Here is a 26,118-nt window from a genome sequence, read left to right on the forward strand (position 1 = left end):
GTCACGCTAGCCGCGTGACCCGGGTGGGCTCAACAACCGATTTCGTTCCGTCCGCCCGTTCGGACGACGGAATCCGGACCGTGATCGCCAGCAGGGCGACGCACGCCGGCACCACCATCGACCACCCCGTGAACCCCGCGACGACCCCGACGGCCACGCAGGCGACCAGCGAGCCCACCCGTACCGCGCCGCGCAACGCCCGCACGCCGGACGCCGTGCACCCGAGGTACACCGCGACGAAGCACGCGGTCGGCAGCACGATGAGCTGCTCGGCACTCCACCACCCGGCGGCGACGCCACCGAGCACGACGAGGCCGACCCCACCGACCGTGGCCGGCAGCAGGCGGCCCGCCGTCGGCCGTCCGGGCACCGCCGCGGCGACGGTCGCCACGGCCCCCGCCAGGTACGCGTTGACCGCGGCGAGCGTCAGGGCCACGGCGGCCACGGCCGCGATCGCCGTCGCACCGCGACCGACGGCGACGGCCAGCAGGTCGGCGACCGGGGTGTGCGTACCCGCCCGTGGGCCGAGGACGCCGACCGTGGTGACCGCGAGGCCGAGGTAGATCGTCGACGTCACGCCGAAGGAGATCGCGATGACCCGCGGCAGCCGGCGCTCGCGGTCGCGCAGCCGTCCGACGAGCGGGGCGATCGCCTCCCACCCGACGAAGGACAGCATGAGCAGTGCGGCTGCCCGTCCGACGGCGGTCCAGCCGTGCGGCGCGAACGGCTGCCAGTACGCCGCGCGGGCGTGCGGTGCCGACCCGACGACGGCGATCACGACCACCGCGGTCAGGGTGGCGACGAGCAGCAGCTGCGCGGCCGCCGACACCCGCGCGCCGCCGAGGGTCAGGCCGACCACGACGACCAGCATCAGCGCCGCCGCGCCGACGGTGGCGCTCCGTCCGCCGCCGACCGCCGCCGCGGCGTACCCGCCGCCGATCAGGCACACGACCGGGGCGCCGCATGCCGTTCCGGCGACGAAGCACCCCGCGGTCGCCCGCCCGGCCCGTGGCCCGAACGCGTGGGCGACGTACCCGGCGGCACCGCCCCGGTCGGGCAGCCGCGTGCCGAGTGCGCTGAACATCCAGGCCAGCAACGCCGACAGCGTGAGCAGCGCGAGCCAGGCCAGCACCGCTGCCGGTCCCGCCACCCCCGCCGCCACGCCGGGCACGATCAGCACCCCCGGCCCGAGCAGGGCACCCACGTACAGCACGACGGCACGCCCGGTGCCGAGATCCGTTGTCGCCATGACACAACGATGGCGCCGATCGCGCGGCACGCGATGCCGAACATTGCGCGCCAGGCCGCCTACTGCGCAATGATCGTCGCTCGAAGCGCCGCTAGACTGCAGATCGTGCCACCGCAGTTCGATCGCATCGACCGCGCCATCCTCGAACGCCTGCAGACGGACGGGCGGATCCCCAACGTCGAGCTCGCCGAGGCCGTCAACCTGTCGCCGTCCGCCTGCCTGCGTCGCACGAAGGCGCTCGAGGAGGCCGGCGTCATCGCGGGCTACCGCGCCGACCTCGACCGGGGCCGGCTCGGGCTGGGCCTGACCGTCTTCATGTCGCTGCGGGTCGAACAGCACTCCCGCGCGACGTCGCGGCGCATCGAGGACGCGCTGCTGGCCATCCCCGCGGTGGTCGCCTGCCATGCGGTCTCGGGCGAGGCCGACTTCCTCGTCGAGGCCGCCGTTCCCGACCTGGCGTCCTACGAGAGCCTGCTGCTCGACCACGTGCTCGCCATCGGGCCGGTGACGAACGCGTTGAGCACCTTCGCGATCCGCACCGTCCGCAGCCGCGGCGCGCTGCCCGTCGACACGCTGCGCTGACGTCCCCGGGGACGACGAACGGCCCGGCGCACCGCGCCGGGCCGTCCGTCGATCGGGTCTACCGGTCGGTCAGGAGCCGAACACCGCCCGCTGGGCGTTGACCATGCCCCAGCCGTCGAGCGGGGTCCACCCGGTGCCGAGTCGGTTCACCAGCGTGCCGCGGATGACCGAACCGTCGGCGCGGACGGCCTGGAAGGTCAGACCACCGCGGACCAGGCTGCCCTGCGGCAGGAACACCGCACCGCCGAGCTCGTCGGCCCCGTTGCCCTGGCGCGGCGGCAGGCCCGGCGCCCAGACCGCGAGGTCGCGGTCGACACCGAAGCGCAGCGTCGCGCCCTTCTTCAGCCCCTGCGTGAAGTTGAGCCGCAGGTGGCGGTAGGTGCCGGTGGTGCCGTAGGGCACGCCGTAGGTCGGCGTCACCGACGACGCCTTCACCCCGGACGCCCCGCCCACGGTGAACGGGAAGCCCTGGTCGTAGAACGGCGCCGAGCCGGTGAACGGGCGCGGGTCGAACACGACACCGTCGGACGACGGCGGGTCGAGCTTGCCGAAGGCCGTCGGGCTGGCGGTCTCGCCGTAGAGCGTGACCGAGCGCAGCGGCACCTTGCCGGTGTAGCTCAGGGTGAAGAACCGCGGGTCGTTCATCGAGCGCGGCACGGTGTCGCCCTCGCTGCCCTGCGGACCCTTCGCGCTCAGCGTGAGGCCCCCGGCCGTCCCGGACGCGCGGTCCGGGTCGAGGTCGTGCCGGAACGCCGTCTGCTTCATGCGGGCGGTGACCTGCTTCGGGGTGAGCGACTTGCTGCCGCCCGCCCGCTGCAGCATCAGCGCCGCGATGCCCGCCGCGTGCGGCGCGGCCGCACTGGTGCCGAAGAAGTTCGGCGCCGGGTCGGGGTCCTGCGGGGTGTCGCTGATGAAGAAGGTCGTGTTGCCGCCGTCCGTCGAGGCGATGTCCGGCTTGGCCCGGTACTGGGGCTTGGACAGCCGGTTGCCGTTGCGGTCGAAGTAGAACGGCAGCTTGCCGCCGGGCGAGGTGAACGACTCGGGAAGGAAGGACTTGTACGGGTCGTACGCCGCCACCGCGTTCGCGCCCGCCGCGGCCGGGTGGCCGTAGATCGCGTTCGCCAGCGAGCGGTAGTACTCGGTCTGGTAGAAGTCGTCCTGCGCGATGTAGTTCAGGTGCGTGACCGGCGTCGGTGCCGTGCCCGTCTTCGCGATGGCGATCTGCAGCTTCGCCGGGCCCCCGAGCGACAGGATGTCGACGGGCAGACCGGTCAGCCGGTTGTCGTCACCGCTCGAGCCCACGAACTCGCCGCTCTCGGTGAACAGCAGGACGTTGAAGTCGGTGGTGACCTTCGACAGGCTCGTCACCGGCAGCACGTCGACGGTGAACCCGCCGACCGAGGAGTCGAAGCCGTCGACGGTGATCGTGTACGTCCCCGACTGGGTGAGCGTGAGACCCGCGAACTCCGGCGAGCTGCCGGTGTCGATCGGGCCGACGGTCGAGCCGTCCGGTCGGGTGACCGTGACGATGACGTCGGTCGAGCCGCTGGGCACGCCGTCGACCTTCACCGACACCTGCTTGCCGAGGTCGGCGGCGGACGGCGTGAACTGGTAGTCGACCGAGCGGGTGGACGCGGTGAGCTCGCCCTCCGCGTGGAAGATCGACGCGCCGTACTTGGTGCCGTCGCGGTCGAGCGGGTCGTCCCAGTGCAGCGTGATGCTGCCCGAGTCGCCGAGCGTGACCGACTGCGCGACGTCGACACCTGAACCCGGGTTCATGTCCTGCAGGCCGCCGCTGATGAGCGCCGGCGGCACCTCGGACAGGTCCAGGTTCGTGCCCTTCGCCGCCTTCTTGGCGGGGACGAGCTTCAGCGGCGACTCCCACGAGCCGGGACGGTCGGCGTTGCCCGCGGACGAGAAGTACGAGACCCCCTGCTTGGCGACGTCGTCGACGGCCTGCGCCACCGGACCGTCGCTGTACACGGGCTCGTCGCCGTAGCCGACGTCGTCGACGACGACGTCCGCCTTGCACTTGCCCGCCGGGTCGGCGAGGCGGCGGATGTTGTCGGCGAACTGGATCTCACCGGCGAAGGCGGTGGCGAAGCAGAGCTTCGCGGCCGGGGCGATGTCGTGGATGATCTGGGCCATCGCACGGCCCTCGTCGTGGCCGCCGCCCGCGGCGGGCAGGTCCTGGATGACGACGACCGGCGTCGGGTACTTCGGGTTGCCGTAGCCGGGCAGGTCGCCGGAGGCGATGTCCTGCTGCGCGTGGATCGTGAGCGGCTCACCGGTGTAGGTCTCGGTGGCGGTGTCGTACGAGTCGGACAGGATGCCGACCGTGACGCCCTTGCCGTCGACGCCCTTGGCGAGGACCTTGTCGATGCGCTGGAACGCGACGCCCTGCGACTCGATCGAGCCGGTGTGCGACGTCGGCCGCGGCACCATCTTGATCGTGCCGGTGCCCGCGACGGCCGCGACGGACCGGATGGCCGACGTCGCGACGTAGCCCTCGAGCGTGCCGGTGGCCGCGTCGGTCGCCGTGACCGCGAGACCCGCGGCCGCGGCCCGCGCGCGAAACGCCGCGCGGTCGACGCCGGCCTGCGGTGTCATGTCGATCAGGACGCGACCCTGCGCGTCACGGATGGCCAGCGCACCCTGGTCGATGCGCACCCCGCCGACCGCGAGCTTGGCCCGGGCCGCCGAGGAGGGGACGAGACGTCCCAGTCCGTTGCCGAGCGCCGGGTCGACGCGTGCCGGGGTCGCCGACACCTGCCGTCCCTGCGCGGTGCCGACCGGGCCGAAGGCTGCCGCCATCGCCCCCGCCGTGATCGTGACCGCGATCCCCGCGGTCAGCTTGCGCCACTGCATCCTGGCCCCCGCCTCATCACATGCCGGTCGTTCCTCGGATATCGGACAACCGTGCGACCGGACGGTAACCGCTGAGAGTCCTAGAAGAAAGGGTCCGGCAGGAACCGGCCGGGTGGGTGGTTGGACGCCGCGCGCGGCCACCGGCTAGCCTCGGCTCATCATGACGCGCGCGCTGCTTCTTCGCGGCCGCGGCGAGGCCCGGTAACAACGTTCCGGTCGGCCCCTCGTCGCGGGCCGTTGCACTGCGCCGACCACTCCAGCCACCTCAGCACCGAGTGAGTCCCAGGAGCAGTCATGAGCACCCGTCCCTTCCCGCAGCAGCCCTCCGGCATGCCGTGCCACCGGTACCGCCCGTTCCCCGCCGTCGACCTGCCCGACCGCCAGTGGCCGTCGCGCACCGTCACCGAGGCCCCGCGCTGGTTGTCGACCGACCTGCGCGACGGCAACCAGGCCCTCATCGACCCCATGAACGCCGCGCGCAAGAACGCGATGTTCGACCTGCTCGTCCGCATGGGCTACAAGGAGATCGAGGTCGGCTTCCCGGCCGCGAGCCAGACCGACTTCGACTTCGTCCGCTCGCTCATCGAGTCGGGACGGGTCCCGGACGACGTGCGCATCTCCGTCCTCACGCAGGCGCGCGAGGAACTGATCGAGCGGACGATCCAGTCGCTGGTCGGCGCGCCGAACGCTACCGTCCACATGTACAACGCCGCCGCGCCCGTCTTCCGCAAGGTGGTCTTCGGCTTCGACGGTGACGGCCGCGCCGAGACCCGCGCGGTCGCCGTCGACGGCGTGCAGGCGATCATGAAGTACGTCGACATCCACCTGGCCGACACCAGCTTCGGGCTCGAGTACTCGCCCGAGATCTTCATGGACACCGAGCTCGACTTCTCGCTGGAGATCTGCGAGGCGGTCATGGACGTGTGGCAGCCCGACCACGAGCGCGAGATCGTGCTCAACCTGCCGTGCACCGTCGAGCGCTCGACCCCGAACGTCTACGCCGACCAGATCGAGTGGATGTCGCGCCACTTCTCGCGTCGCGACCACGTCTGCCTGTCCGTCCACACGCACAACGACCGCGGGACGGCCACCGCCGACGCCGAGCTCGCAGTGCTGGCCGGCGCGCAGCGCGTCGAGGGCTGCCTGTTCGGCAACGGCGAGCGCAGCGGCAACGTCGACCTGGTGACGCTGGGGTTGAACCTGTACAGCCAGGGCATCGACCCGATGATCGACTTCAGCGACATCGACGAGATCCGGCGCACCGCCGAGTACTGCAACCGCATCGGCGTCCACGAGCGGCATCCCTACGCGGGCGACCTCGTCTACACGTCGTTCTCCGGCTCGCACCAGGACGCGATCAAGAAGGGCTTCGACGACCTCGCGCGCCAGGCGGCCGAGGCGGGCCGGCCGGTCGAGCAGATGCCCTGGAACATCCCGTACCTGCCCATCGACCCCAAGGACGTCGGACGCTCGTACGAGGCGGTCATCCGCGTCAACTCGCAGTCGGGCAAGGGCGGCGTCGCCTACATCATGAAGGCCGACCACAAGCTCGACCTGCCGCGCCGGCTGCAGATCGAGTTCAGCCACGTCATCCAGCAGCATGCGGACGGCGAGGGCGGCGAGGTCGACGGTGCCCTCATGTGGCAGATCTTCTCCGGCGAGTACCTGCGGGCGGACGGTCCGGTCGCGCTGCTCGATCGGCAGTCGTCCACCGACGGCGGCACCGAGCGGCTGACCGCGAAGGTCTCCGTCTCCGGCCGCGAGTACGAGATCAGCGGTATCGGCAACGGTCCGGTGTCGGCGTTCTGCGACGCCCTCAGCGACGTCGACCTCGGCTACGGCGGGCTGTCGGTGCGGGTGCTCGACTACGCCGAGCACGCGCTGACCTCGGGCAAGGACGCCGAGGCCGCCGCCTACCTCGAGATCGAAATCGGGCACGACGAGGTGCTGTGGGGCGTCGGCATCAGCGAGTCGACCACCCAGGCCTCGCTGCAGGCGGTGCTCAGTGCCGTGAACCGGTCCGCGCGGCGCCGCTCGGCCTGATCGTCCGACGAAAGTCGACCCGGCCGTAGCCCTGCGGCGGATGCCGAGGCGCTCCGGCGGCGCCTAGCGTCGCCGTCATGAAGATCGACATCCGTCACGCGCCGTCCTTCGCCGTCGCCCGCGTCGCGCTGGACGCGGGCGAGGCGGTACGGGCCGAGTCGGGCGCGATGATGGCGATGTCACCGGGCATCACCGTGACCGCGTCCGCGGACGGCGGGCTGGTCAAGGGCGTGAAGCGCAGCCTGCTCGGCGGCGAATCGCTGTTCGTCAGCCGGTTCGCCGCCGAGGACGGCGCGGGGTGGATCGACCTCGCGCCCCGCCTGCCGGGCGACGTCACCGTCATCGAGGTCCGGCGCAGCGTCGAGCTCACCCGCGGCTGCTGGGTCGCGTCCTCCGACGCACTGCGTCTCGACACGAGGTGGGCCGGGTTCAAGAACCTCGCCGGCGGCGAGGGCGGGTTCCTCACCCGTGTCACGAACGAGGGCAGTTCCCCCGGTCTGGTACTGGTGTCGTGCTTCGGCGCGTTGGACGTCCTCGACCTGGCGGACGGCGAGCGCGTCGTGGTCGACACCGGTCATCTGGTCGCCTTCGACGCCGGCGTCCGCTACGAGATGCGCGACGTGAGCGCCGGGCTCGTGCAGTCGCTCAAGTCCGGTGAGTCGCTCGTGTTCGACGTGACCGGCCCGGGACGGGTCTGGACCCAGACCCGCAACCCGAAGCAGCTCGTGGGCTGGCTCGCCTCACGCGGTCTGAAGCGCTCCTGACCCGTCAGCCCGGCGGACGGGCCTCGTCGAACGCGTCCATCGACCACCCGTAGAGCGAACGGCGACGCCGTCGGCGCAGCCCGACCACGACGAGGGCGATCGCGGCGGCGAGGCCGAGCAGCCCGGCGGCGGCGGACAGCACGAGCGTCGAAGAGACGCGCGGCACCGACCCCACGGTGGCGGGGTCGGGCGCGGCGGTGGCACGGGCGGGGCGCGGTGCCGCAGCCCCCGCCGCGGCCGGACGGCCGAGCGCCGCCGAGCGCCGCAGGAACGGCGCCGCCGCGTCGTAGACCGGGTTCGGAGCGGTCGCGGGGACGCGGTCGGTGACGGCGCGGGCGGCGTTCAGCTCGCCGAGGCCGTAGGCGCTGCGGCTGCCGCGCGGACGGTCGAGCGTCGCGAGCAACCGCGCCACCAGTTGCCGGGGGGTCAGCGTCGGGTAGCGCGACCACACCATTGCCGCCACGCCCGACGCGAGCGCGGTCGCCTGGCTGGTGCCGTCGCCGGAGAACGCGCTGCCGGCCACCCGTCCGAGCGAGGCGACCTCGACGCCGGGGGCGACCATCGTCAGGTAGGGCTGCCGCGTCGAGAAGCTCGCCACGCGGCCCGCGGCGTCGACCGCGCCGACGGACACCACGCCCAGGCAGACGCCCGGTTCCTCGATCACGTTGCGCCGGGGACCGGTGTTGCCCACCGACGCGAGGACGACGGCGCCCTTGCGCATGGCGTAGAAGACGGCGGCCTGCTCGTCCGCCGGGCACGACTCCTGGTCCTCGTCGGCGTCGCGCTTGCCGCCGAGCGACATGCTGATGATCTTCGCGCCGCGGTCGGCGCTGTAGCGGATGGCCTCCGGCAGCCGGTCTGGGCGCTGGGCGTCGGTGGTGCCGTTCAGCGGCACCGCCACGGGCAGCACCCGTGCGTCCGGCGCGACGCCGGTGATGTCGAGCAGTCCCGGACGGGCCACGATGATCGACGCCATCGCGGTGCCGTGCCCGAAGCGGCTGCGGTCACGGTCGGTCTGCCCGTTGCCGCCCAGGCCCAGGTCGGTGCCGGGCAGGACCCGTCCGGACAGTTCGGGCAGGGCGGCGTTGACGCCGGTGTCGATCGTGGCGACGGTGACGCCCTGGCCGCGCGCGCCGGCGTTCCAGAGGTCGTACACGCCCCAGTCGTCGAACCAGTACTGCGGCGCGCTGCCCGGTCCGGGCGCTGCGGCAGCGGCAATCGGGAGTGCTGCGGCAGCGGCAATCGGGAGTGCTGCGGCGGCAGGGGGCGCGATCACGACCCCGAGCGTCACCGCGACCAGCACCGCGAGCAGTCGCCGGGTCACGACTCGTCCCAGGTGACGCGCAGGGGCGCGGTGGCGTAGGTGCGCGCGACGACGGGCAGCCGAAACGTCGTGCCGTCGCGCGACGTGACGGTGTTGTCGAACTCGAGGCGCCGGTAGCTGCCGCGCACGCCGACGTCGCCCTTCACCCGCAGCTTCCCCACCCGGCTCGACGACACCGACACGGTGAGGCCGTCGTCGTCGGTCACGCTGCCGCGCAGGCTGCCCGGCACGTAACGACCCTCGGGCAGCGGGCAGGTGAGCGGCGCGCCGGGCCGCAGGCAGCGGCCGAGGGCCGTCCGCACCGCGGCGAGCGCGGCCCGGCGTCCTGCCGCGGAGACCGTCACCCCGACCTGGGTCGTCGGGTCGGACGACGCCGACACGGCGTCCTCGCCGCCGGTGGTGCGCAGGTACGGGGTGTCGAAGACGACGGGCACGGCGCCGGGGAACAGCAGCGTCGTCCCCTCGGGGATCGCGCGGCCGGCGAGCGTCGCCCGCTGCTGCGCGGTGAGCAACTGCACCTGCGTGGCCACGGCGACCGAGTTCAGCCGCCACCCGTCGGCGGTGCGGTGCACGGGGACGACCGCCTGCTGTCGCTGCGCCCCGTCGGCGAACCCGAGCGAGTACGACACCTCGACGCGCGCGCGGTCACCGGTCTGCAGGGTGGTGCGCACCGAGACGTCGTCGATCGGCGCGAGCCGTTGCTGCACCTGCAGCACCGACGAGGTGAGCAGCGCCCGCGGCCCGTCGGGGATCGTGCCGTAGGCGAGCGCGGTCGGTGCGTCACCGTCCGCCAGGGCCTGGAAGTACCCGCGGACGGCGCCGTCGGGGCCGTCGCCGTCGACCCACTCCCGCACCGCGACGAACCCGCCGCCGACGGCCAGGGCGAGCGCGAGCACGAGCGCCGTCCAGTAGAGCGCGCGGCGCACCGGCGCTACTCCATCCGGCGGCGCCCGGCGAAGGCCCGGCCGAGCGTCACCTCGTCGGCGTACTCCAGGTCACCGCCCACGGGCAGCCCGCTCGCCAGGCGGCTGACGACCAGACCCATCGGTCCGAGCAGGCGCCCGAGATAGGTGGCCGTGGCCTCGCCCTCGAGGTTCGGGTCGGTGGCGAGGATCAGCTCGGTGACGACGCCGTCGCGCAGCCGGGCCAGCAGCTCGCGGATGCGCAGGTCGTCGGGGCCCACCCCGTCGATCGGGCTGATCGCGCCGCCCAGCACGTGGTAGCGGCCGCGGAACTCGCGGGTGCGCTCGATCGCGACGACGTCCTTGGGCTCCTCGACGACGCAGATGACCGTGGTGTCGCGGCGCGGGTCGCTGCAGATGCGGCACACGTCCGCCTGCGACACGTTGCCGCACACGGTGCAGAACTTGACCTCGTTCTTGACCCGCAACAGCACGCCCGCGAGGCGTTCGACGTCGGCGGGTTCGGTGGCCAGCAGGTGGAACGCGATGCGCTGGGCGCTCTTGGGCCCCACTCCCGGCAACCGGCCGAGCTCGTCGATGAGGTCCTGGACGGCGCCCTCGTACACGGGCGGACTAGAGCCCGGGGATGCCGAGACCGCCGCCGAGACCGCCGGCGACCGGACCCATCTTCTCGGCCGCGAGCTCGCTCGCCGCGCGGTTGGCGTCGCGGACGGCGGCGACGACGAGGTCCTGCAGGGTCTCGACGTCGTCGGGGTCGACGGCCTTGGAGTCGATCGTCAGGGCGGTCAGCTCGCCGGAGCCGGTGAGCGTCGCGGTGACGAGGCCGCCGCCGGCGGTGCCGGTGACCGATGCGGCAGCGAGCTCGGCCTGCGCGGCCTGCATCTGCTCCTGCATCTTCTGAGCCTGCTTCATCAGCTGCTGCATGTTGGGCTGCCCGCCACCGGGGAAGCCGCCGCCACGTTGGGCCACGATCGCATCCACACCCTTGCTCGTCGGGTCTCGCCCGTCGGGTCGAACTCTGCCGGGCCAGGGTATCCGCCGGGGCCGACGCCGCGCCGTGGCGGCGGGTCGGACGGCGGGGCGCGTCGGCGTGCGAGTCTGGACCGATGCGTCCCGGTCCTCGCGTGCGCGCCGCCGTCGCGGGCTTCACGGCGACGGTGCTGCTCGCCGGGTGCAGCAGCGACCCCGGCGACCCGGCGCCCAGCGGCAGCGCGAGCCCGGCGACGAGCGCACGCACGAGCGCGCCGGTGAGCACGGCGGCCCCGTCCTCGTCCGCCCCCGACACGACCAGCGCGGCCACGTCGTCGACGAGCCGGCCACGCAGCACGAGTGCCCGTGCGACGCCGACCCGGACGGTGACCACGTCCCGTCCACCCGCGCCCGCACCCCCGGACCCGGCCGGCAGCGTCCGCGGCGCGACGGTCGTGCTCAACCCGGGCCACAACGGCGGCAACGCCTCGAACCAGGCGTACATCAACCGCCAGGTGCCGGCCGGCTACGGGCAGTACAAGGCCTGCGACACCACGGGCACCAACACGAACGCCGGCTACCCCGAGCACGCGTTCACCTGGGACGTCTCGCTGCGGGTGCGCCGCATCCTCGAGTCCCGCGGCGTGCGGGTGGTGCTCACCCGTCCGAACGACGTCGGCACCGGACCCTGCGTCGACGAGCGCGCGGCGGTCGGCAACCGGGCGGGCGTCGACGCGTGCGTGTCGATCCACGCCGACGGCGCGGACGCGTCAGGGCACGGGTTCCACGTGAATCAGGACTCCCGCCGTCCCGACGGCGCGAGCGCCGAGGCCACGCAGCAGTCGGTGCAGCTGGGCCGTGCGATCCACCGCACCCTGACGGATTCGTCCGGGCTCACGCCCTCGACCTACATCGGCACGGACGGTTACTACTTCCGCGACGACCTGGCCGGGCTGAACCTGGCGCGGCGGCCGACGACCTTCCTCGAGCTGGGCAACATGCGCAACGCCGGCGACGCGGCGCTCCTGTCGTCCGCCCCGGGCCGGGCCCGCATCGCGAGCGCCGTGGCGGCGGGAATTCTCGCCTACCTGCGCGCCCGCTGACTCACCCGTCGAGCGGACGCGCCCCCAGCTCGCTGGTCAGCAGCTTGAGCGCCTCGGCCTCGGGGTCGGGCGGCGCCGGGCGGCCCGGGCCGAGGTCGCGCTCGTCGGGTTCGTCGTCGCGCGGGTCGGGTTCGGGCGGCGGCGGGGCGGACGATCGGGCCGGGCCGGACGACGCGGACGTCGTGGCGGCGGGCGCAGCCGCGGCGCCGGCCCCGACCACGACCTTCCACTCCCCGCCGACGGTCTTGGTCAGCGCCGTCTTCAGGACGTTGGTGTTGCTGTCCTCGCCGATCATCTTCGCGAGCGCGGTCGGCGCCGACAGGTGCAGCGTCTGCCCGTCGACGTCGGTAATCTGCGCGTTGTCGAGCAGCGCGCGGGTGCGGCGGCTCGCCTGCTTGACCAGTTCGAGCACGTCGGGCCACAACCGCCGCAACGCGTTCGAGTCGAGCCCCCCGGAGGCGCTCGGCCGCGCCTCGGCGGCCGCAGGCTCGTCGGCCGCCTCGGTCGGGACGGTCGCCGCCGGCCGTGCCTCGCCCTCGGGCCGCACCGCGGACGTCGGCTGCTGCTCGTGCGCGCGCCGGGCGGGCGTGTCGGCCGGTGTGGCGGCGGGCGTGGCGGCGGGCGTGGCGGCGGGCGTGGCGGCGGGCTGCACCGGACGGTCCTTCGCCACCGGACGCTGCTGCGCCGAGAGCGGCGGCGCGGCGGTCACCGCGGGAGCCGACGCGGCCGCTGGGGCAGCAGCTGGGGCCGCGCCCCCGAGCGTCATCCGCCGCTCGAGCGCCTCGAGCCGCTGCAGCAGTGCGGCCGAGTCGTCGGCGGCGTCGGGCAGCAGCATGCGGGCGCAGAGCAGTTCGAGCACGAGTCGCGGCGAGGTCGTGCCGCGCATCTCGATCAGCGCGGTGTGGACGATCTCGGCGAACCGGGTGAGCGCCGCGGCGCCGAGCCGCACCGCCTGGTCGGACATGTGCTGGAGCTGGTCCTGGGGCACGTCGACCAGGCCGCGGTCGCCGGCGTCGGGCACGGCGTCGAGCAGGATCAGGTCGCGGAACCGGTCGAGCAGGTCGAGCGAGAAGCGGCGGGGGTCGTGCCCGGCCTCGGCGACCCGGTCGACGGTCTCGTACACGCCGGCGGCGTCCTCGGCCGCGAGGGCGTCGACCATGTCGTCGAGCAGCGCACCGTCGGTGACACCGAGCAGCGCGACGGCCCGCGCGTAGGTGACGCCCTCGTCGCCGGCACCGGCGAGCAGCTGGTCGAGGATCGACAGCGAGTCACGCGCCGAACCGCCGCCGGCGCGCACGACGAGCGGCAGCACCGTCGGCTCGACCGCGATGCCCTCGAGCTCGACGATGTGCTGCAGGTGCGCGCGCAGCGCCGCCGGCGGGATGAGCCGGAAGGGGTAGTGGTGGGTGCGCGACCGGATGGTCGTGAGCACCTTGTCGGGTTCGGTCGTCGCGAACACGAACACCAGGAAGTCGGGCGGCTCCTCGACCAGCTTCAGCAGCGCGTTGAACGCCGCCGTGGTCACCATGTGCGCCTCGTCGATGATGTAGACCTTGTAGCGGTCGCGCACCGGCGCGAAGAACGCGCGCTCGCGCAGTTCGCGGGCGTCGTCGACGCCGTTGTGGCTCGCGGCGTCGATCTCGATGACGTCGATGGAGCCGGGACCGTTGGGGGCGAGCTCGCGGCACGAGTCGCACACGCCGCACGGATCGGGCGTCGGGCCCTGGGCGCAGTTCAGGCTGCGGGCGAGGATGCGCGCGCTCGAGGTCTTGCCGCAGCCGCGCGGGCCGCTGAACAGGTAGGCGTGGTTGATGCGTTTCGCGGCCAGCGCCGCACGCAGCGGCTCGGTGACGTGTTCCTGCCCGATCACCTCGGCGAACGTGGACGATCGGTACTTCCGGTACAGCGCAAGGGTGCGCGGTGCGGTGTTCGTCCCGTTCGTCGGGCCCCCGGCTGCGGTCACCCGACGAGGCTAACCAGCGGCGCCGACACCCGGCCACGCGCGGGCACGGCTCGGCCGCGAGACAGCGGTCACCGACGGCCCTACGCTCGATTCCGTGACCGTGGACGACGACGCCACCCTCGCGCTCGCGCTCGTTTCGCAGCTGGTCGACTTCTCGATCATCAGGCTCGACCCGGACGGCGTCGTCGTCACCTGGAACGCCGGCGCCGAACTGCTCAAGGGCTACCGCGCCGACGAGGCCGTCGGACGCCACTTCTCGATGTTCCACACCGACGACGACCGGCGCGACGGCCTGCCGGAGCAGCTGCTCGCCCGGGCCCGTGCCCACGGCCGCGTCGAACAGACCGGCTGGCGCGTGCGCCAGGACGGCACCCTGTTCTGGGGCGACGTCGTCATCACCGCGTTGCACGACGACAGCGGGGCCCTGACCGGGTACGCGAAGGTGACCCGCGACCGCACCGACCAGCACCGGCTGGAGCAGCTGCAGGCCTCGCTGTTCGCGGCGCTGTCGCACGACATCCGGCATCCGCTCACCAGCATCGGTGCGTACGCGTCGCTGCTGCCGAGGGCGGACGAGCACGACCGCGCCGAGTACGCCGAACGCATCCTCCAGGAGGCCGAGCAGCTCGAGGCGCTCATCACGACGATGTTCGACTACGCGAAGCTGCGGGCAGGGGCCGTGCCGATCTCGCTCGAGCCGCTGTCGCTCGGCGAGGCGATCCGCGAGTTCGTCCGCACCCACGAGCCGCTGCTGTCCGGGCGGGACGTCAGCATCGAGGTCGACACCGCGGTGGCGTCCGCCGACCGGGTGGCGCTGCGGCGGGTGCTCAGCAACCTGGTCTCGAACGCGGTCAAGTACTCCCCCGACGGCTCGCCCATCCACTTCGTCACCCGCGACATGGGCAGCTGGGTCGAGCTGAGCGTCAGCGACGAGGGCCGCGGCATCGCGCCCGAGGACGTCCCCGTCATCTTCACCGAGTTCGTCCGCGGCCGGTTGGCCACCGACGACGGCGGGACGGGCCTGGGGCTCAGCAGCGTGCGCAAGCTCGTCGAGCTGCAGGGCGGACGGGTGACGATGAGCAGCCGCGTCGGCGAGGGCACCACCGTCACCGTGGTCCTGGAGTCGGCGCCGGCGGCGTAGGCGGCGTAGGCGGCGTACGAGGACCCCCCGCGCACCCGCCAGAGCCTGCTTATCCTTGCTGCCTTCCGGCCCTGGGGAGGTTCGCAGGGTGAGCGCCACGCGGGGGGTCGGCGTCCGAGTCTACGCAGCCGGACCGAACGCTGCTCGGCCCCATACGCGCGTCGCGGTGGAGATCGACTGACGACGCCGGGATGGGGCCAAGGGGTCCATGTGGTCGACCTGTTGGCCGCTTCCGTATCCTGTTCGACGGAGGATTCGCCTAGTGGCCTATGGCGCTCGCCTGGAACGCGGGTTGGGGGAAACCCCTCATGGGTTCAAATCCCATATCCTCCGCGGTGTCGCCCCGGTCGTCCTCGGACGGCCGGGGCGAACTGGTCTCAGCCCGTCGGCGGCACCGCGCGGCGGAAGTGCTTGCCGAGCGTGTCGGTCTGACGCTGGTAGTTCGACCCGATGCCCTGCCCGTAGAGCTGCGTGGGCGCCTCGAGCATCCGCTCGAAGGTCAGTTTGCAGACGTTCTGGCCGTCCTCGATCATGAACGGCACGTCGTGCGCCCGGACCTCGAGCGCCGCGGTCGAGCCGCGGAACCCGCTGTCGGGGTCGTAGCCGAAACCGGGGTCGAAGAAGCCTGCGTAGTGCGTGCGCAGTTCGCCGCTGGTCGGGTCGTAGGCGGTCATCTCGGCGGCGAGACCGGGCGGGATGCTCACCGCCTCTCGCGACATCAGCAGGTAGAAGCTCTTCGGATCGAGCACGACGCGGTCGCCGTCCTCGCGGCGGACGGCCTCCCAGAACGCGTCCGGGTCGGTGGCACCGACCTTGCGCAGGTCGAGCAGCGGGGCGCTGCCGCGGGAGCGGTAGCCGACCCGTCCGCCGGTGTCCTCGCCGCGCAGGTTGAGGCTGAGGAACAGCCCCTGGGCCAGCGAGAGCCGCTCGGCGGGCACGGGCGCGCCGTCCTCGAACAGCATCGGGTCGACGAGGTGCGCGGCGCGGATGTCGTCGTCGGTGAGGTCGGCGTGCCCGACCGACAGCCGCAGCTGGTTGAGCGCGAGGTCCTCGCGCACCCGCACCGGGAACGACAGCGGCACCACCTCGAGGTAGAGCCGGCCGCGGTACCCGGGTGCGACCTCGTCGAAGCGCGAGCCCTCGTCGGTGATCACGCGGGTGAAGACGTCCGCCCGTCCGGTCGAGCTCTTCGGGTTGGCCTTCGCGCGCATGCCCGGGGGCAGCTCGAGCTGCTCCTTGAGCGGGATCAGGTACGGCAGGTTGGTCTCGAGCACGGCGCCCTCGCGGCGCAGGTCGAGCTCGTCGATCACGTAGTCCTTGATGCGCTGCTCGACCGCGTGCCGTCCGGGAAGGAAGCTGCAGCGGATGCGGTAGGCGACCTCGCCCAGGCGCAGGTCCAGGCTGGCGGGCTGCACGTTCTCGCGCGGGATGGTGAACCCGCCGGCGTGCACGACGCCCTCGCGGATCGCCGCGTCCAGGTACTGGTTCGGCAGGACGCCCGAGGCGCCGTCCGGGAGATCGAGCACGGCTACCCCCTGATCGCGGTCTGGCGGGAGTCTACGGGCCGACCTGCGCGAGCTCGCGCTCCGCGCGGCGGCGCTCCGCGCGCACCGGCGTCATCGGTATCGCCAGCAGCGGGAATGCCGCCACCAGCGCGAAGCCGAGGGCGTAGCGGGTGTCGCCGATGACCGCGGCCAGGGCCGGCGGGGTGATCACCGCGGCCACGTTCTGGACGGTGTTCTGCACGCCCAGCGCCCGTCCGGCCCAGTCGTGTCCGGCCAGCTCGGCGACGGACGTGTACGCCAGGCCGTTGTCCGCAACCGTCACCAGCGCGCCGAGGCCGAAGCCGGCGAGCACGAACCACTGCCCGGTCGCCGCGCCGAGCGCGATCACCCCCATGAGCGCCGCGCTCGTGACCGCCAGCTGCCGCATCGGGCGCAACCGGCTGCGCACCCGGTCGGACCACACGCCCGACAGGATGCGTCCCGCCGCCCCGGCGACCTGGAACAGGAAGACCAGCCGGCCGGCGGCGGACGGGTCCCAGCCGCGCTCGCCCACGAGGTAGACGAGCGTGAATCCGGCGACGGCGAACTGCGGCACGACGAGCAGCGCGCTCGACACGTGCACCCGGACGAGGTCCGGTGCCCCGCGGTACGGCGACCCCGGTGGCGGTTCGCCGTGGGCCCGGACGGGACGCGGCGGGTCGCTCACGACGAGCACGACCGCCGTGGCCGTGAGAGCGCACGCGAGCGCCGGCAGCAGCAGGGCGAGCCACGGCCCGTGCTGCTGGGCCAGCGGCGGCAGGGTCAGCGCCGCGAGCGCGACACCGAGCGGCTGCGCGGTCTGCCGGATGCCCATCGCCAGCCCGCGCTCGGTCACCGGGAACCAGCCCATCACCATGCGTCCGCTGGCGGCGTTCACCGACGCACCCGCGGCGCCCGCGAGCGCGAGCACCAGCCCGCCGCCGACCGCGCCGAGGCGGTCGCCGACGACGGACGCGAGCGCGAGCAGCACGGCCGAGGCCCCGACACCGGTCGCGATCACGACGCGCTCGCCGTAGCGGTCGGCCGCGGCGCCCCAGAGGATCAGCGTCAGCAGCAGCCCGGCGATGGGCGCCGAGATGAGCACGCCGGAGCCCACCAGGCTGATGCCGCTGCCGCGCAGGGCCGGCACGAGCATCGGCATGCCGTAGACGAACGAGCAGGTGGCCGCCTGCGCGAGGGTGCCGGCGGCGAGGATCGCCCAGCGGCGTCCGGAGGCCATGGCCGAACCCTACGCCGCATCCCACGATCAGGGATTGTGATCCCGCATCGTGGGACGCGCGATGAAGGCGGCGACGGCGTCCGCGAACTCCTGCGGTGACCCGCGGTGGGGGTCGTGCGTGGTGTGGGGGAAGACCACGAGCTCGCTGTCGGGCAGGTGCTCGTGCGCCGCCCGCGCGTGGGCGAGCGGGATGATCGGGTCGCCCCGGTTCCACACCAGCAGGGTCGGCACCGGCGCGAGCTCGAGGGTGCCCATCTCGAGGAAGTTGCCGCGTTGCCCGCCGGGCTCGATGACGCCGCGCAGCGAGGCGAAGAAGGCGGCCTGCCCGGCCGCGGTGCCCAGCGCCCGTCCGAACCGGCGCAGGTTCTCGACCCGCTCGGGCGCCAGTCGCAGCCAGCGGTGCACCCGCGGGTGGCGATAGACCCGCCGCAGCGGGCGCCGTGTGATCAACCAGAGGACGGCCGGCGCGATGGGCAGCGCGCACGCGCGCAGCACCGGGTGCACCTCGCGGCCGAGGCCTCCGGCGGACACGAGCACGAGCCGGGACACCCGGCCCGGGTACCGGGCGGCGAAGTGGACGGAGATGGCCCCGCCGAGGGAGTGGCCGACGAGGACGGCCTGCTCGACGTCCACCGCGTCGAGGAAGTCGCGCAGCGAGTCGGCGAAGTCGTCGAGCAGGTAGCGCAACCGCGGCTTGTCCGAGTCGCCGTGGCCGATCAGGTCGACGGCCAGCACCCGCAGCCCGCGCGCGGCGAGCGGACCGGTGGCCCGGTCCCAGGTGCCGCGGTCGGAGGCGAGCCCGTGCAACAGAACGACCACGGGCCCGTTGCGGGGCCCGTGGTCGGTGAAGGCGATGCGGTGGTGACCTGCGCGCACCAGGCGGACGGGCACGGACACGGAGACGTCGGCGCCGGACACGCCGAGAATCTACCGAGGGAGCGGGACGCTCCGGACGGGTCCTAGGCGGCGCGGGTCTTGCGCGTGCGCTTGGGCGTCGGCGTGGCCGGAGCGGGGGCCATCTCGGCGCGGGCCGCGCGGGCGGTCGCGTCGTCGAGACCGAGGATGGACAGGAGCATGCGGCAGTCGTCGGCGTCGGTCGCCGACGCCGCGATCACCTTCACGGCCGCACGACGCTGCTGGGCGTGCAGCGCCTCTTCGGCCTCGATGCGGGCCATGTCGGCCTGCGAGATAGGGGTTCCGTCGACGGACATGGTTCCGATGCGCGCGGTCATGGCAGCACCCTTCCCCCGCCATCCGCGCTTCTAACCCGCCGCGACGATCTCTTGCGACGGGCCCAGGAAGCGGGGATCAGTCGTGCGCGGGCGGCAGCTGCGCGACGGTCAGGAAGAAGTCGTCGATCTGCTTGACGACCTCGCTGAAGTGGTCGAAGTCGACCGGCTTGGTGACGAACACGTTGGCGTGCTGGTCGTAGCTGCGCTCGACGTCCTCGGTCGCCCCGGACGTCGTGAGGACGACGATCGGGATCTGTCGCAGTGACGGGTCCTGCTTGACCTCGGCCAGCACCTCGTGGCCGCTCTTCCGCGGCAGGTTCAGGTCGAGCAGGATCAGGTCCGGACGCTCGGCCTGCGCGTACCCGTTCTCGCGGCGCAGGTACTGCAGCGCCTCGACGCCGTCGGACACGACCGTCAACCGCGAGGTCACGCGGCTGGCCTTGAGGGCCTCCTGCGCGATCATGACGTCACCCGGGTCGTCCTCGACGAGCAGGACGCCGAGGGACCTACGGGGTGGGTCGGTCACGTGGTTCGGCATCGCCGCCACCTTCCGGGAGGGTGAACCGGAACGTCGCGCCGGTGGTCTCGGACTGTACGGCACCGTCGCCGCTGTCGAGCCAGATCGCACCGCCGTGGAACTCGACGATGCGGCGGCACAACGACAGGCCGATGCCGGTGCCGCCGTACTGGTCGCGCAGGTGCAGGCGCTGGAAGACGACGAAGATCCGCTCGGCGTACTGCGGGTCGATGCCGATGCCGTTGTCGCTCACGGTGAAGGTCCACGACCGGGCCGCGGCATCGTGGTCGGCGCGGACGCGGACGACGGGCGCGACGTCGTCGCGCCGGTACTTCACCGCGTTGCCGATCAGGTTCTCGAACAGCGAGACGATGAGCGCCCGGTCGCCCCACAGCGACGGCAGCGGGGTCTCGCGCTCGACCGTGGCGCCGGCGGCCTCGAGCCGGTCGCCCAGGTTGCCCAGCGCGACGTCGAGCTTGGCGTCGAGGTCGAGGCGCTCGAACGGTTCGGTCGTGCGGCCGACGCGCGATAGCGCGAGCAGGTCGGTGATGAGCGCCTGCATGCGCTTCGCGCCGTCGACGGCGAAGAAGATGTACTGGCGGGCGCGATCGTCGAGCTGCTCGGAGTACTGGCGCTCGAGCAGCTGACAGAAGTTGGCGACCTTGCGCAGCGGTTCGGACAGGTCGTGCGAGGCGACGTAGGCGAACTGCTGCAGGTCCTCGTTGCTGCGGGCCAGCTCCTCGCCCCTTTCGCGCAGCTCCGCCGAAATGGACTCGGCCCGCGCGAGTTCGGTCGCGATGCGGCGCCGCATGCTCTCGACGTCCTCGGACAACGCGGAGATCTCTCCCGGTCCGACCGCGGTGATGCCGCGGTGCACGTCACCCTCGGCGACGGCCCGGGTCTGCGCCGACAGCGCCTCGACGGGTTCGAGCACCGAACGGCGCAGGCCGCGCCAGATCAGCGCGCCGCTGCCGGCGAGCACGATCACCAGCAGGCCGCCGGTGATCGCGAAGACGACGCCGTAGACGGCACGCTGCGCGCGCACGTCCTGCACGCGCTCGATCAGTTCGGCGCTCAGGGTGCCGAAGCGGGTGCGGATGACGTCGAACTCGTCGAGTGCCTGATTGCTGGCGACGAGCTGCGCACCGGCCGGATCGCCGCGACGGATGAGCGCGATGGCCGGTTCCGCGATCTGCGAGCGCCAGTCGTCGGCCGCCTCGATCATGCGCTCGTACATGCGCTCGGTGGTGGGGTCGTCGCCGAGACGCTGTCGCAGCGTTTCGCCGTCGGACTTCTCGGCCGCAACCCCGTCGGTGTACGGGCGCAGGTAGCGCGGGTTGGACGTGAGCGCGTACCCCCGCAGGCCGGTCTCCTGGTCCTGCACGTCGCTGAGCACGCGCCGGGCCCACGACAGCGCGGGCTGCCACTGGTAGGCGACCTTGTTGCCCGCGGCGGCGAAGATGCCGCCGACCACGCCCACGGTGCCGAGCAGGAGCGCGACGACGACCGCCAGCACGATCGAGCCGCGGCTCATCCGGCGGCGCAACGTCATGGTCGCCGGCGCAGGAGAGGCCGCCGGCGCGGACGGTGCGGATCCGGCGTCGTCAGGTCCTGCCGGGGTGGCAGTCACCGCGGGTGCGGCGGCGCGGCCGGTGACCGGGGTGCGGGGCGGGGCGGTGGTCACGGTCGGCGTCCGCTCATCCGCGCCGCAGCACGACGGCGGCGGTGTCGTCGACCGGAGCGCGCAGCGCGCCGTGCACGAGCGCGGAGATCCAGTCGTTGTGCGGACGGGCCGGGCCGGCGGCGCCGGTGCGCACCGCGTGGATGAGCTCGTCGACGCCGATACTGCCCCCGCGGACGTCGCCGGTGAACGCGTCGAGCAGGCCGTCGGTGTAGAGCACGATCGACGACCCGGCGGGCACCACCGCGGAGGTCTCGGGCCAGCTCGGCACGAAGTTGGCCGCGGTCACGCCGAGCGGCACCCCGGGGACGACGTCGAGATAGGACGCGCCCGTCGGCCCGACGAGGATGGGCGGCGGATGGCCGGCGACGCGCATGGTCATGGTCTCGCCGTCGAGGGTGATGTCGCAGACGGTGGCGAACCGCGCGTACCACCCGTCCTCGGTGCCCAGCAGCGCCGCCATCAGTGGCAGCACGTCGGTGTCCGAGATGCCGGCGAGCACGAGCGATCGCCACGCGACGCGCAGGTTCACACCGAGCGCGGCCTCGTCCGCGCCGTGGCCCATGACGTCGCCGATGACCGCGCGCACCACGCCGGGCCGCACCTCGACGACGTCGAAGAAGTCGCCGCCGAGCACCGCGTCGTCGTTGCCGGGCCGGTAGTACGTGGCGCACTCGACCGCGCCGGTGTGCAGGCGCGGCGAGGGCAGCAGGCCGCGTTCGAGGCGGGCACGTTCCTCGGCGCCGAGCTGCAGGTCGCGCAGTTGCTGCTGCGCGAGCTGCGCGCGCTTGCGTTCGACCGCGTAGCGCACCGAGCGCCGCAGCAGTTCCCCGCCCAGGAGGGTGTCCTTGTTCAGGTAGTCCTGCGCGCCCGCCGCCAGTGCCTCGACGCCGTACTGCTCGTCCCGGCCGGTGAGCACGACCACCGCCACCTGCGGCGCGGCCTCGACCATCTTGCGGACGGCGGCGAAGCCGTCGGCGTCCGGCAGGCCGAGGTCGAGCAGCACGCAGTCGGGGCGCGCCGTCTCGATCACGTCGAGGGCGTCGGCGAACGTCCGCCGCCAGGTCACCGCGTCGTCGGGGAAACCGCCTTCGGACAGCGCGGCCTGGACGAGCACGGCGTCACCGTGGTCGTCCTCGACGAGCAGGATCGCGGGAGTCCCCGGTCGCTCGCTGGTCACATCGATGGACACGTGGCTGCTTCCTCGGATCGGTCCCCCCGGTCCGGTGTCGGGCCACCTGGACCGTAGCGCGGAATCGCGCCCCTGCCCTGCCGGGGATCAGGGCGATTCGTCGCAGCAGTCGCCCATACCGGCACACTCCGTGTCGAGCCGGTCGAGGATCGCGGCCGAGATCTCGCCGAGCTGCTCGAGCTGCTGCTCGCTGAGCGCGTCGATCACGACGCGGCGGACGGTCTCGACGTGCTTCGGAGCGGCCGCCTCGATGGCGGATCGCCCGGCGGCGGTGATCGCGATCCACGCCCCGCGGCGGTCCTCGTCGCACGAACGGCGCTCGACGAGGCCGCGCTGCTGCATGCGGGTGAGCTGGTGCGACAGCCGGCTCTTCTCCCATTCGAGCTCGCGCGCCAGTTCGACGGCGCGCATCCGCCCGTCCGGGTGCTCACTGAGCCGGACGAGCACGAGGAAGTCGGCGTTCGACATGCCGGCGCGCTCGACCAGGTCACGGGCCAGGTGTGCGGTCAGCCGGGTCTGCATGCCGATGAACGCCCGCCACGCGTGCTGCTGACGCGCGTCGAGCCACCGGACGCCGGCATCGGCATCGGTCCCCGGGGAGTCGGCGGGCGTGGTCACGGACACCATCCTACGGCACGTTGTTGACACATCAACTTTCTCGGCCTACCGTCTGGTTGACGGATCAACCAACGCGTTCGAGGAGACACCATGACCGCCACCGCCACCGACTTCCGCACTCTGACCGGCACCTACGCCGTCGACGCCCAGCACAGCCGCCTCGGCTTCGTCGCGCGCCACGCGATGGTCACCAAGGTCCGCGGTTCGTTCAACGACTTCGAGGGCACCGCCGTCATCGACGGCGAGAACCCGACGGCCTCGTCCGTGTCGATCACCGCCCGGGTCGCGAGCATCGACACCCGCAACGAGCAGCGCGACGGCCACCTGCGCACCAACGACTTCCTGGACGCCGAGAACTTCCCGACGCTCACGTTCGTCTCGACCGGCATCGAGCACGTCGGCGGTGCCGACTTCCGCGTCACCGGCGACCTGACGATCAAGGGCACGACGAAGTCGGTCACCTTCCCGCTCGAGTTCACCGGCTCGGCCACCGACCCGTTCGGCAACCAGCGCATCGGTTTCGAGGGTGCGACCGAGATCGTCCGCAGCGACTACGGCGTGAGCTTCAACGCCGCGCTCGAGACCGGCGGCGTGCTGGTCAGCGACAAGATCACCCTGGAGCTCGAGGTCTCGGCCATCAAGACGGCCTGACGGCGCTGCGCAGCGGCGTCTACTTCGTCCCGTGCCCGGTGAACTTGGCCATGGAGTCGTAGACGCCGGTGCGCGAGAGCCACTGGTCGCGGGCCCACACGGGCAGCACCCCGGTGACGGCCTTCGACAGGCGCGAGGTCCAGGGCAGGATCAGCTGCGGGCCGCCCCGCAGCATCTCCTTCCACGTGTCGGCCACGACGTCCTCGGCCTCGAGCATCGGGGTGAAGAGGATTCCCTTGGCGCCGTCGAACATGCCGGTGTTGATGTAGGTCGGGCACACGGTCGTCACGCGGACGTGCTTGTGCCCGGCCTTCTCCAGTTCGAGGCGCACCGAGTCGGACCACCCGGTGGCCGCCCACTTGGAACCGCAGTAGACCGCGAGGCGCGGCACGGCGGTCAGGCCGGCGGACGAGGCGATGTTGACTACGCGGCACTCCCGCCCCGACGCGATCATGCCGGGCAGGAACTCGCGCGCGATGTACATCGGCGCCAGCGAGTTGATCTTCATGGTCGCTTCGACGTCGCGGACGTCGTTCTCCCAGAAGTAACCGTTGCCGCGGACGATGCCCGCGTTGTTGACGAGGACGTGCACATCGCCGACCTCGTCGCGCACGGCGCGGGCGGCGTCCTGGATGCGGGCCGGGTCGCTGACGTCGACGACGTGGCTGTGCACCGTGCCGCCCTCGGCCTCGAGCTCGGCGACCGTCTGCTTGAGCGTGCTCTCGTTGACGTCCCACAGCACGACGTGCGCGGCTCGTTCGGCGACGGCGCGCTGCGCGAACAGCTTGCCGAGACCCTGCGCGGCACCGGTGATGAGAACGGTCGTGCCTGCCACTGACTTCATCGGGAACCCCTCTACTTGATGTGGAGCCGGCGGAACGCCCACAGCGCGCCGGTCATGGTCTTCGCCCACACGGCGTCCGACATACCCGGCAGGGGTGCGATCGGAAGCACGCGCTGCACCGCGACGGTCTGCGTGTCGGTGTACTTCAGGATTCCCTCGGCGCCGTGGCGGCGCCCGAGTCCAGAGTCCCCCAGGCCCCCGGACGGCGCCTGCACGCTCGCCCACGCCGCGGCGTAGCCCTCGTTGACGTTCACCGCACCGGCGTTCACGCGCTCGGCGAGCGCCGCCGCCCGGCGCGCGTTGCGCGACCAGATGCTGGCGTTCAAGCCGTAGCGGGTGTCGTTCGCCCGCGCGACCGCCTCGTCGTCGTCGGCCACGCGGTAGATCGAGACGACCGGGCCGAACGTCTCCTCCGAGTGCACCGTCATCTCCGGCGTGACGCCGGTGAGCACGGTGGGTTCGAAGAACAGCGGGCCCAGGTCGGGGCGGTGGTGCCCACCGGTCAGCACGGTCGCACCCTTCGCGACGGCGTCGGCGATGTGCTCGGTCACGGTCGCGAGCTGCCGCTCGAACGTGAGCGAGCCCATGTCGGAGTCGTACGCGAGGTCGGCCCCGAGGCGCATGCGCTCGACCCGGGCGACGAACTCCTCGACGAAGCGGTCGTGCACGTCGGCGTGCACGTAGATGCGCTCCATCGACTCGCACAACTGACCGGCGGACGAGAAGCACGCGCGGACGGCGCCGTCGGCGGCCTTGGCCACGTCGGCGTCGGCGAGCACGAGCATCGGGTTCTTGCCGCCGAGTTCGAGCGAGCAGCCGATGAGGCGGGCGGCGCTCTGCGCGGCGATGTCCCGGCCGGTCGCGGTGGAGCCGGTGTAGTCGACGAAGTCGGCCCGCTCGATCAGCGGTGCGCCGAGGTCGCGGCCGCGACCGAGCACGACCTGCCACAGATCGCGCGGCAGGCCCGCCTCCTCGGCCAGCTCGTGCGCCCACAGGGTGGTGAGCGCCGTCTGGTTGTCGGGGCGCGCCACGACGGCGTTGCCGGCGAGGAACGCGGGCAACGCGTCGCTGACCGACAATGCGAGCGGGTAGTTCCACGGCGAGATGACGACGACGACGCCCTTGGGTCGGCGGATCTCGCGGGCGGTGGTGAGCACCGGCAGCACGCCGCCGCGGCGGTGGGACGCCAGGTGCCCGGCGGCGGTGCGCGCGTAGTACCGGGCGTTGATCGCGACGTCCGCGACCTCTTCGAACGCGTGCGAGCGCGCCTTGCCCGTCTCGGTCTGCAGGATGTCGAGGATCTCCGCCTGCCGGGCGAGCACGAGGTCGTGCAGCCGGCCCACGATCCTCGCGCGCTGGGCGACCGGACGGGCCGCCCACTCGCGCTGCGCGGCACGCGCCCGGGCGAAGGCCGTCTCGACGTCGCCGACGTCGGACTGCGGCAGTTCGGCCACGACGGCGCCCGTGGCCGGTGCCCGCGTGAGGACCGGATCGGCGCCGCCCGCGGTCGCCCGCGAGACGAGCAGCGCGACACGGGCGGGGTCGAGTGCGGCCCCGATGCGCGGTGTCCCGCCACGGCTCGGGCGCGGCTGCGGAGCGGCGGACGGGGCTCCGGGGGCGGCGGCACTGACGGACATGGTGAGGGTCCTCCCTCGACGGCGGCGCGTCATTTCGATGAACGCTGTTGTTCA

The 26,118-nt window shown here is 72.8% G+C and carries 23 protein-coding genes, 1 tRNA gene and 1 other RNA gene; 7 read left to right on the forward strand and 18 right to left on the reverse strand.

Annotated features, from left to right (window positions below; genetic code table 11):
- Window position 1: 1 nt before the first annotated feature.
- The gene (locus tag ACYVP9_RS16440) at window positions 2-1,249 is read right to left on the reverse strand and encodes an APC family permease (RefSeq protein WP_460606004.1); all 1,248 of its coding nucleotides are present in this window, start codon (window positions 1,247-1,249) and stop codon (window positions 2-4) included.
- 69 nt (window positions 1,250-1,318) lie between these two features.
- On the opposite strand from ACYVP9_RS16440, the gene ACYVP9_RS16445 reads away from it, so the two are divergent.
- Window positions 1,319-1,831 carry an Lrp/AsnC family transcriptional regulator gene (locus ACYVP9_RS16445; protein WP_460606281.1) on the forward strand — a complete coding sequence of 171 codons (513 nt, stop codon included), beginning with the start codon at window positions 1,319-1,321 and terminating at the stop codon, window positions 1,829-1,831.
- Between the two features lie 69 nt (window positions 1,832-1,900).
- Here the strand turns inward: ACYVP9_RS16445 and ACYVP9_RS16450 are convergent, their stop codons facing one another.
- Window positions 1,901-4,699, reverse strand: a complete 2,799-nt coding sequence (locus ACYVP9_RS16450; RefSeq protein WP_460606005.1) for a S8 family serine peptidase — start codon at window positions 4,697-4,699, stop codon at window positions 1,901-1,903.
- A 294-nt stretch (window positions 4,700-4,993) separates the two neighbouring features.
- Here ACYVP9_RS16450 and leuA point away from each other — a divergent pair, with 294 nt between their 5' ends.
- Window positions 4,994-6,742 carry a 2-isopropylmalate synthase gene (gene leuA, locus ACYVP9_RS16455; RefSeq protein ID WP_460606006.1) on the forward strand — a complete coding sequence of 583 codons (1,749 nt, stop codon included), beginning with the start codon at window positions 4,994-4,996 and terminating at the stop codon, window positions 6,740-6,742.
- A gap of 77 nt (window positions 6,743-6,819) precedes the next feature.
- Entirely contained in the window at window positions 6,820-7,506 is a 687-nt protein-coding gene (locus tag ACYVP9_RS16460) for an AIM24 family protein (RefSeq protein WP_460606007.1), read from the forward strand.
- A 4-nt stretch (window positions 7,507-7,510) separates the two neighbouring features.
- Here the strand turns inward: ACYVP9_RS16460 and ACYVP9_RS16465 are convergent, their stop codons facing one another.
- From ACYVP9_RS16465 to ACYVP9_RS16480, 4 genes are read right to left on the reverse strand one after another with little or no spacing between them, the layout of a single operon-like run.
- Complete coding sequence (locus ACYVP9_RS16465) at window positions 7,511-8,830, reverse strand: type VII secretion-associated serine protease mycosin (RefSeq protein ID WP_460606008.1); 1,320 nt, start codon at window positions 8,828-8,830, stop codon at window positions 7,511-7,513.
- Complete coding sequence (locus ACYVP9_RS16470; protein WP_460606009.1) at window positions 8,827-9,756, reverse strand: hypothetical protein; 930 nt, start codon at window positions 9,754-9,756, stop codon at window positions 8,827-8,829. Before ACYVP9_RS16470 ends, ACYVP9_RS16465 begins: the two co-directional genes overlap by 4 nt.
- Window positions 9,757-9,761: 5 nt before the next feature.
- Window positions 9,762-10,358, reverse strand: coding sequence for a recombination mediator RecR (gene recR, locus ACYVP9_RS16475; RefSeq protein ID WP_460606010.1), 597 nt, complete (start codon window positions 10,356-10,358; stop codon window positions 9,762-9,764).
- 7 nt (window positions 10,359-10,365) lie between these two features.
- Window positions 10,366-10,677: a YbaB/EbfC family nucleoid-associated protein gene (locus ACYVP9_RS16480; protein WP_460606282.1), complete on the reverse strand. Its 312-nt coding sequence runs from the start codon at window positions 10,675-10,677 to the stop codon at window positions 10,366-10,368.
- Window positions 10,678-10,877: 200 nt separating this feature from the next.
- Here ACYVP9_RS16480 and ACYVP9_RS16485 point away from each other — a divergent pair, with 200 nt between their 5' ends.
- Window positions 10,878-11,825, forward strand: a complete 948-nt coding sequence (locus ACYVP9_RS16485; protein WP_460606011.1) for an N-acetylmuramoyl-L-alanine amidase — start codon at window positions 10,878-10,880, stop codon at window positions 11,823-11,825.
- Between the two features lies 1 nt (window position 11,826).
- On the opposite strand, the gene ACYVP9_RS16490 is transcribed toward ACYVP9_RS16485, so the two are convergent.
- Window positions 11,827-13,788, reverse strand: a complete 1,962-nt coding sequence (locus ACYVP9_RS16490; protein WP_460606012.1) for a DNA polymerase III subunit gamma and tau — start codon at window positions 13,786-13,788, stop codon at window positions 11,827-11,829.
- 94 nt (window positions 13,789-13,882) lie between these two features.
- On the opposite strand from ACYVP9_RS16490, the gene ACYVP9_RS16495 reads away from it, so the two are divergent.
- Window positions 13,883-14,929 carry a PAS domain-containing sensor histidine kinase gene (locus ACYVP9_RS16495; protein ID WP_460606013.1) on the forward strand — a complete coding sequence of 349 codons (1,047 nt, stop codon included), beginning with the start codon at window positions 13,883-13,885 and terminating at the stop codon, window positions 14,927-14,929.
- A 15-nt stretch (window positions 14,930-14,944) separates the two neighbouring features.
- Here the strand turns inward: ACYVP9_RS16495 and ffs are convergent.
- An RNA gene (gene ffs / locus ACYVP9_RS16500) (signal recognition particle sRNA small type) lies at window positions 14,945-15,041 on the reverse strand.
- 136 nt (window positions 15,042-15,177) lie between these two features.
- Here ffs and ACYVP9_RS16505 point away from each other — a divergent pair.
- Window positions 15,178-15,262 (forward strand) — tRNA-Ser (locus ACYVP9_RS16505).
- Between the two features lie 44 nt (window positions 15,263-15,306).
- On the opposite strand, the gene ACYVP9_RS16510 is transcribed toward ACYVP9_RS16505, so the two are convergent.
- The 8 genes from ACYVP9_RS16510 to ACYVP9_RS16545 form a co-directional block, all read right to left on the reverse strand.
- Window positions 15,307-16,455 (reverse strand): 2'-deoxycytidine 5'-triphosphate deaminase, encoded by a 1,149-nt coding sequence (locus ACYVP9_RS16510; protein ID WP_460606014.1) that lies wholly within the window; start codon window positions 16,453-16,455, stop codon window positions 15,307-15,309.
- A 31-nt stretch (window positions 16,456-16,486) separates the two neighbouring features.
- The gene (locus ACYVP9_RS16515) at window positions 16,487-17,692 is read right to left on the reverse strand and encodes an MFS transporter (protein ID WP_460606015.1); all 1,206 of its coding nucleotides are present in this window, start codon (window positions 17,690-17,692) and stop codon (window positions 16,487-16,489) included.
- Between the two features lie 27 nt (window positions 17,693-17,719).
- The gene (locus tag ACYVP9_RS16520; protein WP_460606016.1) at window positions 17,720-18,610 is read right to left on the reverse strand and encodes an alpha/beta fold hydrolase; all 891 of its coding nucleotides are present in this window, start codon (window positions 18,608-18,610) and stop codon (window positions 17,720-17,722) included.
- 41 nt (window positions 18,611-18,651) lie between these two features.
- Entirely contained in the window at window positions 18,652-18,924 is a 273-nt protein-coding gene (locus tag ACYVP9_RS16525) for a hypothetical protein (protein ID WP_460606017.1), read from the reverse strand.
- Between the two features lie 76 nt (window positions 18,925-19,000).
- Entirely contained in the window at window positions 19,001-19,462 is a 462-nt protein-coding gene (locus ACYVP9_RS16530; RefSeq protein ID WP_460606018.1) for a response regulator, read from the reverse strand.
- Window positions 19,431-21,125, reverse strand: a complete 1,695-nt coding sequence (locus ACYVP9_RS16535) for a sensor histidine kinase (protein ID WP_460606019.1) — start codon at window positions 21,123-21,125, stop codon at window positions 19,431-19,433. Before ACYVP9_RS16535 ends, ACYVP9_RS16530 begins: the two co-directional genes overlap by 32 nt.
- Window positions 21,126-21,138: 13 nt before the next feature.
- Window positions 21,139-22,314: a PP2C family protein-serine/threonine phosphatase gene (locus ACYVP9_RS16540; RefSeq protein WP_460606020.1), complete on the reverse strand. Its 1,176-nt coding sequence runs from the start codon at window positions 22,312-22,314 to the stop codon at window positions 21,139-21,141.
- An 87-nt stretch (window positions 22,315-22,401) separates the two neighbouring features.
- Window positions 22,402-22,932 (reverse strand): MarR family winged helix-turn-helix transcriptional regulator, encoded by a 531-nt coding sequence (locus tag ACYVP9_RS16545; RefSeq protein ID WP_460606021.1) that lies wholly within the window; start codon window positions 22,930-22,932, stop codon window positions 22,402-22,404.
- Between the two features lie 90 nt (window positions 22,933-23,022).
- Here ACYVP9_RS16545 and ACYVP9_RS16550 point away from each other — a divergent pair, with 90 nt between their 5' ends.
- Window positions 23,023-23,583 carry a YceI family protein gene (locus tag ACYVP9_RS16550; protein WP_460606022.1) on the forward strand — a complete coding sequence of 187 codons (561 nt, stop codon included), beginning with the start codon at window positions 23,023-23,025 and terminating at the stop codon, window positions 23,581-23,583.
- A 19-nt stretch (window positions 23,584-23,602) separates the two neighbouring features.
- Here ACYVP9_RS16550 and ACYVP9_RS16555 read toward each other — a convergent pair whose 3' ends face one another.
- Window positions 23,603-24,427, reverse strand: a complete 825-nt coding sequence (locus ACYVP9_RS16555) for an SDR family oxidoreductase (RefSeq protein WP_460606023.1) — start codon at window positions 24,425-24,427, stop codon at window positions 23,603-23,605.
- An 11-nt stretch (window positions 24,428-24,438) separates the two neighbouring features.
- Entirely contained in the window at window positions 24,439-26,064 is a 1,626-nt protein-coding gene (locus ACYVP9_RS16560; protein WP_460606024.1) for a succinate-semialdehyde dehydrogenase (NADP(+)), read from the reverse strand.
- Window positions 26,065-26,118 lie beyond the last annotated feature (54 nt).

Source organism: Jatrophihabitans fulvus (assembly GCF_054781375.1).

Coding starts and splice junctions, on each gene's coding strand:
- ACYVP9_RS16460 (WP_460606007.1), top strand. CDS start 6,820: ATGAAGATCGACATCCGTCACGCGCCGTCCTTCGCCGTCGCCCGCGTC.
- leuA (WP_460606006.1), top strand. CDS start 4,994: ATGAGCACCCGTCCCTTCCCGCAGCAGCCCTCCGGCATGCCGTGCCAC.
- ACYVP9_RS16515 (WP_460606015.1), bottom strand. CDS start 17,692: ATGGCCTCCGGACGCCGCTGGGCGATCCTCGCCGCCGGCACCCTCGCG.
- ACYVP9_RS16450 (WP_460606005.1), bottom strand. CDS start 4,699: ATGCAGTGGCGCAAGCTGACCGCGGGGATCGCGGTCACGATCACGGCG.
- ACYVP9_RS16440 (WP_460606004.1), bottom strand. CDS start 1,249: ATGGCGACAACGGATCTCGGCACCGGGCGTGCCGTCGTGCTGTACGTG.
- ACYVP9_RS16530 (WP_460606018.1), bottom strand. CDS start 19,462: ATGCCGAACCACGTGACCGACCCACCCCGTAGGTCCCTCGGCGTCCTG.
- ACYVP9_RS16480 (WP_460606282.1), bottom strand. CDS start 10,677: ATGCAGCAGCTGATGAAGCAGGCTCAGAAGATGCAGGAGCAGATGCAG.
- ACYVP9_RS16550 (WP_460606022.1), top strand. CDS start 23,023: ATGACCGCCACCGCCACCGACTTCCGCACTCTGACCGGCACCTACGCC.
- ACYVP9_RS16560 (WP_460606024.1), bottom strand. CDS start 26,064: ATGTCCGTCAGTGCCGCCGCCCCCGGAGCCCCGTCCGCCGCTCCGCAG.
- ACYVP9_RS16445 (WP_460606281.1), top strand. CDS start 1,319: ATGATCGTCGCTCGAAGCGCCGCTAGACTGCAGATCGTGCCACCGCAG.
- ACYVP9_RS16555 (WP_460606023.1), bottom strand. CDS start 24,427: ATGAAGTCAGTGGCAGGCACGACCGTTCTCATCACCGGTGCCGCGCAG.
- ACYVP9_RS16525 (WP_460606017.1), bottom strand. CDS start 18,924: ATGACCGCGCGCATCGGAACCATGTCCGTCGACGGAACCCCTATCTCG.